At 41.7% G+C, this 6,333-nt stretch carries 7 protein-coding genes; 2 read left to right on the forward strand and 5 right to left on the reverse strand.

Annotated elements, in window-relative coordinates; all coding sequences use genetic code 11:
• The 5 genes from ABF638_RS36330 to ABF638_RS36350 form a co-directional block, all read right to left on the reverse strand.
• On the reverse strand, window positions 1-1,575 hold a 1,575-nt coding region (locus tag ABF638_RS36330; RefSeq protein WP_435027609.1), incomplete at its 3' end, for an NACHT domain-containing protein.
• A 9-nt stretch (window positions 1,576-1,584) separates the two neighbouring features.
• On the reverse strand, window positions 1,585-2,061 hold the full coding sequence (locus ABF638_RS36335) for a hypothetical protein (protein WP_435027610.1): 477 nt from the start codon (window positions 2,059-2,061) through the stop codon (window positions 1,585-1,587).
• 144 nt (window positions 2,062-2,205) lie between these two features.
• Window positions 2,206-2,943: a DUF6753 family protein gene (locus ABF638_RS36340; protein ID WP_435027611.1), complete on the reverse strand. Its 738-nt coding sequence runs from the start codon at window positions 2,941-2,943 to the stop codon at window positions 2,206-2,208.
• A complete protein-coding gene (locus ABF638_RS36345) occupies window positions 2,943-3,722 on the reverse strand; it encodes a hypothetical protein (protein WP_435027612.1) in 780 nt (259 codons plus the stop codon). Before ABF638_RS36345 ends, ABF638_RS36340 begins: the two co-directional genes overlap by 1 nt.
• Window positions 3,723-4,250: a hypothetical protein gene (locus tag ABF638_RS36350; protein ID WP_435027613.1), complete on the reverse strand. Its 528-nt coding sequence runs from the start codon at window positions 4,248-4,250 to the stop codon at window positions 3,723-3,725.
• A 454-nt stretch (window positions 4,251-4,704) separates the two neighbouring features.
• Between ABF638_RS36350 and ABF638_RS36355 the strand changes: the two genes are divergently transcribed.
• The gene (locus ABF638_RS36355) at window positions 4,705-5,103 is read left to right on the forward strand and encodes a plasmid mobilization protein (protein WP_435027614.1); all 399 of its coding nucleotides are present in this window, start codon (window positions 4,705-4,707) and stop codon (window positions 5,101-5,103) included.
• Window positions 5,084-6,333: relaxase/mobilization nuclease domain-containing protein (locus ABF638_RS36360; RefSeq protein ID WP_435027615.1), on the forward strand; the 1,250-nt coding region annotated here is incomplete at its 3' end. The genes ABF638_RS36355 and ABF638_RS36360, both read left to right, overlap by 20 nt.

Below are 6,333 nucleotides of genomic sequence, written 5' to 3' on the forward strand. Positions count from 1 at the left end.
TAGTCCTTCAATCAGCCCAAAAATTAGTCCTTCAATCAGCCCAAAAATTAGTCCTCCAATCAGCCCAAAAATTAGTCCTCCAATCAGTCCAAAAATTAGTCCTTCAATCAGCCCATTTAAAAAATTATGATAAGAAAATTTTAGAATTTCAGTGGCTTGAATTTTCTCTCCAATCAGCCATCCAACTATCCTTTCAATCAGCCCAAAAATAAGTCCATTAATTAGCCCATTAATCAGACCAAAAACAGAAATCAGACTAAAAATCAGCCCAGAAATTAGTATTTGTATAACTCCCAAAAAAATTAAATTATAAATAATTTTGGAAATTTTGGTTCTTAACAAACTAGACTGTATTTCTTCCATCAAAAACTCAGTTTTTGATTCTCTTTGCATTTTTTGAGCTAACCAAACAAGCCATAATCGCGTTTTTCTAGCATTAGGAGTTTTGTTCTTCAAATATGCGCTACTGTTAATATCCCGTGTTAACATCCGTCCTACATAGGCATCTAACAAATACTGAATCCTGTCTGCTGTAGAGTTCAAATGCTGCCATTCTTCAACAGATATTTCTTGAGACGCTAGAACAGTAATGCTGAGTAGTAAAGGAGTTTTAATTAACTCTAGCAAGTTTAAGTCGTTACTGATAGTTGACCACAGTTCTATATAATTTATAGATGTTAAATAATTATAAATTTGATTGTTAGTTAAAGGCTGTAAATAGATAGCACCGTTAAGTTGTAATTGAGTAGCGTAATTACTATATTCCTCACTTCTACTACAAACAACTAGATAAAGCGGTCTAGTTTCACCAGCTAAAAACTGATTAATTGTATGAATGCAAAGCTCTTGACGCTGTGGTTCAAGTTCATCCAGACCATCAAGTAATGGTAGTAATTGGTGATTGTTTACCCAGTCTTTACCAAGTTTATTTGAAACACCATATTTAGATTTAAGTTCTGCCACCAACCAATCAGCTAAAGATTGGCGGTCATCTTTCCATGAGGTTAAATTAAATAAAAGGGGAACGGGATAATTAGGCTGTTCTTCCGCACGGGTAACTAAAGCTTGAGCTAATTCTAACTGTGTGGTTGTTTTTCCCGATCCTGGCGCACCCAAGATTAACAGTTTTCCTACCATTTCTTGGGAGTCAAAAACTTCTAAAATTGTTGTGGTGTCTGGGAGAGGTTCAGAAGGCTTTAAGCCAATTTTTATCTCTGCATCCCAAAGGCGTTTTACCTGCTGGGGTTGCGACTCTTTACCTAAATTAATCAGCACAGCATTGTGTAGAGATTGCCTTAATCGGGAAGTAACTTCTTCCTTGACTGCGGCTAATAGTATCCGTTCATTCTTTGTCCGTTCAAAGTTGCCTACTGGTGTTGTTGTCTGCTGACTAAGAATAAACTTATTGATGGTTAGCATCAAGTTGTTCTTAATCTGAATTACTTTATTGCCATTACCCAGAACAGATTGGTTCTCATTACCCTGAAGAACTCGGTTTTTATTCCCCTTTACTACATTTTCAGGTGTAGAACTATTAGCCTGTTGTGGTTCCAAGTTCTCAGGCTGCTGACTCATAAATCAGTTCTATAATCCCAACAGGTGAGAACCAGCCGCCGCACCCAACCAAGCAGCAACTTTTACAATAATCGGCTTGGCTGTTGTCCAAATTTTCTGTCCTGCCTCTACACTTTTGCTAGTTTTTTCAAGTGTTTCTGCCACACCTGTTAAACGGTCTAATGCACGTTGTTTATTTGGCTCTTCTTTTTCTGTGGCTTTCTTCGCAGCACTCAAATCTTCAACTACTTCTTCTTTGGTATCGGCTGGTAATTCTGCCGCTTTAATCAAAGTTTCAAGTTCTGCCAGTAACTTGACAACATCTTCTTTAGTAAGCGATTCTCCGGTATCTACACCCACTTGATTTTGTTGCGTTACTTGATTATTGTCTCCAAGGACACCCTGATTATTATCCCCTTGCACTGCGCTGTTGTTATCGCCTTGCAAATTTCTGATATCGCCGCCAACTGAACCACCAACTGAAAAGCCGCCGGGGTTGTTTGTCATAGTACCTACCTCTTCTACTTGAATATTTGAATAAAAACTAGGCGCTCTAGCAAGGAAATGATTTGTAAGGCGTGAATCAGTAATTATACTATTAAATACAAATCTCTAGCAGATGATAACTATTAGGTTAGCCACATTAGCTGATTACCGCCGTCGTCTCTGATTTGGATCAGTCCCCAAATGTTTCTCAACCCGTTGGAGCTTGGTATTACTCCAATCAGTATTCTGCAAAATCTTCTGTAGAGACTCAGTAGTTTCAATAGGAGTAGGAATTGGGGTCATGTGTGAATAAAACCAAAATAGAATAAAAAATGAGATCGGAGAAAAAAGCCAGATCATAATAGCTCTACCCCAACCTTTAACGACCGATTCCGCGTCTTTTTGGTTCAATAGAGATATTCCCGTCTGAATCTCGTTCAATTGTTCTTGTAACGGTTGGCTCAATGTCTCTGGTTGCCTTGGGGAAATATTGTTCAAATTCTCGGAGAGTTTCGTTAAGCTCGTCAATTGCTTGAGTTGTTGCTGCGACGTTAGATTTAATGCGCTCAAGGCTGTCCCTAGCTGATTGCAACTGGTCGCTAGATTTTTGATATTCTCCGTGTGGTCGGCTTGGGTCTTCAATTGCTCCGCCGTCAGTTGACTCCATTCGTTTAGCTCTACCTGTAAATTTTCAAATAATAATTTCCAATCATTGGGTGCAGTTTCTGTCAGTTGCGCCAAATAACCGATGTACTGCACCAGTCGAAATGCTGGGTCATCTTGTTTCATCCCAGAATCAAGCGCAAACCGCAAGACTTTCGCTTGAAATTCCGGTGGCTTTTCTGACAGCAACCTATCTAAATGAGATACTGCACCATTGCCATTACCATTACTTACAGCCATTACTCTAACCCCAACTGTATAGCCGCTTTAGAAAACTCAGTTTCAACCGCATCAATCCAGCCGAAAACTCTCGACTGATTACTCAAACTAAAATCCTCATGCTCTAGCGCTTCCCGGAAGGTAAGATCCTTGGAGTCAACGAGGTCAAAAATATCGTCATATAACTCAGGCAATAAAAGTTCAACTGCCCCCAATGCTTCTACAGCCTGCTTCATCTTAGAATTGTTGTAGCGAGTAAACTTATGCTCATCACCCCAGTAAAGATTTTTTACAACTACATAATCAACTTTGTCACCGCAGAAATCCACCAGACGTTTTAACTGCAATAGACTATCTTTCACCCGACCCAACACCGATACCATAGTGATGCGATAACCCAAGCGCTGGGCATTTTGAAATAAAAAAATATCCTTAGCCACTGACTCAAAATACTCAGCAGCCCCAGCAGGCAGATCCACCAAAGAAACTTGAGGAGATAAACGCTTCAAGTCATCCTGCAAAGCATCAGCACCACCACGCTGATTTAATTTGAGCGTTTGCACGCCAGGAGCGACTTTGTTGTAATGACGATAAAGCTGAGGATTAGACTGGTCACACTCGTAAGCGATGCAGTTAATATTTCTGTGGCGGTAAATGTCGAGTAGGATTCTAGCCACCACACTTTTACCAGTACCGCCCTTATCCCCAGTCACCAACACTAAGCGCCCAAGAGTTTTTGGCTGTTCAGTTGCCTTTTGTTCCTGAACTTGGTCATCCGATTGTTTAGGTTTGACTACCATCTACAAATCCTCATCAGAGATTATTTCAGGCACAAAAGCAAGGCGAGAGGAATTTTGATTCTCTAGAGCCTTAGCATCAGAGGTCTTTTTAGCCGTTTTAGGAGTTTTAGTAGTTGTTGATTTTGATGAAGCTGGTTTTGATTCTGGTTTTGATTCTGGTTCTGATTTTTGAACAGACTGATTAGTGCTTTGCTCAGAAGTCGAATCCTCACTAACTGCCGGCTCATCAATAACTTGTGTACTGGTATTCTCTTGACTCGGAGGAGTGACTGATTTTTTGCGTGTAGACCGACGAATATCGTTAAGTAAATAACGGATACGTTCAGGGCTGATGTTGATATCCAAAGGGGCTAAAGTTTTAGACACTTCCTCGTAGCTATAGCCGAGACGAAGTACCCGTTCAATTTGACGGCGCATCTTTTTAATAGCTGCTCGTGCTGGGATATCATCTAATTCCTTAGCACCCAAAGCGCGTAGAGCATCAAGAGCGTCTGGAATCTTAGACTTAGGAATACTATCTTTAGCCACAAGAGTAAAAATCAAACTAATGTTTATGTTTAAAACTTTACTTTAACAGAGAGCATCTATCTAAAGACAGGTAATTATCAATGCAACAAATAGTTAAGAGACAGCAACAGATATTAACGTAACTGATTGAACAGTGATTACTCAAAGCGTGTAAGATAACTCACGAACAGTTAATCAAAAATAAATCACACACTCATCACTAATAATTAGCCATACTGTAATTTACGTCAACTCGTTAGTAATATCATCGTGGTGGTAGCCGGAGATTACGCATTTTGTCCCCTAGTGGGTTGTTCCCCTAGTCCTTCTGCCTCCCCCAAAGACTGGTTAAGAGCAAGCCATGCCTACCCCTTCGGGGTGTCGTCGCTACGCTCGACTCAGCAGGCTTGCCAAAGGGGGAAATATCCCGCCTTTGGAAACCCCCTCAAAAACTGCATCTTGTTTGGTTTGACTTATGCCCAAAGCTTCTTCTCAGTCACTTGTCCGCACCAAAATGTTGCAAGCGCGATTCAGCCCGATTGAATATGAAATGATTCGCTCTAAAGCAGAAGATACGGGCTTGAGCTTGGGAGAATTGACGAGACGATGTATGTTACTGCGACCAATTCCACCACCACCGCCGCGACTGGGCAGAGTTACACTAGACACATACCTGGAACTATCGCGCATTGGCAACAACATCAACCAACTGGCCAAAGCTACCAACACCGCCATTAAAATGCAGTTGCCACCGCCAGCATCACCAGAACTTCTACAAGAGTTACTAGACCTGCTACGACACTGCCAACGAGAAATAGCCAATACCTTCATCGAAGAATCGGACGAGGAAACAGATGATTGGCAACCAGACTAAAGGGCGAGGGTTTCGCGGACTGCTGAATTATTTGGAGTCTCAGAAAGATGCCAAACTCATTGGTGGTAACATGGGCGGCAATAACGCCCGTGCCCTGGCCAGAGAATTCAAAATCTCTCGACAACTAAACCCAGAAGCTGACCGAGTAGTGTATCACGCATCATTATCACTACCAGAAAACGAGCGACTAGACGAACCAACCTGGAACGAACTTGCTAACCGCTATCTCGAAGAGATGGGCTTTGACAGTAACCAGTACGTAGTCTACAGACACAGCAACACGGAACACGACCACATACATATCTGCGCCAGCCGCATTCGGTTAGACAACGGAAAGATTGTACATGATAGCTGGGATTACAAGCGCAGCGAAACCATTATCCGGCAGCTAGAACGAGATTACGGCTTACAACAAACCCAGAGCAGCCATGAGAAATTATCGCGTAATCCTAGTATTGGACAACAAAAACGCCTAGAAAGAGAACACGAAGAATATATCAATGGTGAGCGCCTTACACCACAAGAGCGCCCTATTAAGCAACAACTCCAGGAACTAATCGACCTTGCCACAATAGATAAACTAACTATGCCCCAACTGGTTGAGCGGTTGCAATTACAAGGTGTAGAAGTTCGTCACGGATTAACGCGCAACGGTAAAAGTAAGGGCATTTCGTACTCATGGAATGACCAGAAATTTAGCGGCACATCTTTGGGGCCTGCCTACACATTCCCAGGTTTACAAAAACATAAGGGGATTGACTACCAGCCCCAACGGGATGATGAGCTTATTGAGAATCTGTTGAAGAATCCTAAAGAGCAAGCAGTGGAGAGCCAAAGATTCATAAATACAATCGCTGACTTTATTGAACAGTCAGTAGTTGAATCAGCCTTGGTTGAAACTTTACCACAATTAACAGAACAACTGTCTGCGTATCAGCAGCAGCTAGCTAATAATAAAACCACATTTGACGACCTGGAAACCGCGATTGTTGATGAAGAGCAACGACTATCATCACAAAGAGCAGTGGATGCAATCTCTGACTTTATTGAACAGTCAGTAGTTGAATCAGCCTTGGTTGAAACTTTACCACAATTAACAGAACAACTGTCCGCGTATCAGCAGCAGCTTGAAGCAGGAAAAACCGCATTTGACGACCTGGGAGCCGCGATTGTTAATGAAGAGCAACGACTATCATCACAAAGAGCAGTGGATGCAATCTCTGACTTTAT

The sequence above is a fragment of the Nostoc sp. CALU 1950 genome (assembly GCF_051172895.1).
Lineage (GTDB): Bacteria > Cyanobacteriota > Cyanobacteriia > Cyanobacteriales > Nostocaceae > Nostoc > Nostoc edaphicum_A.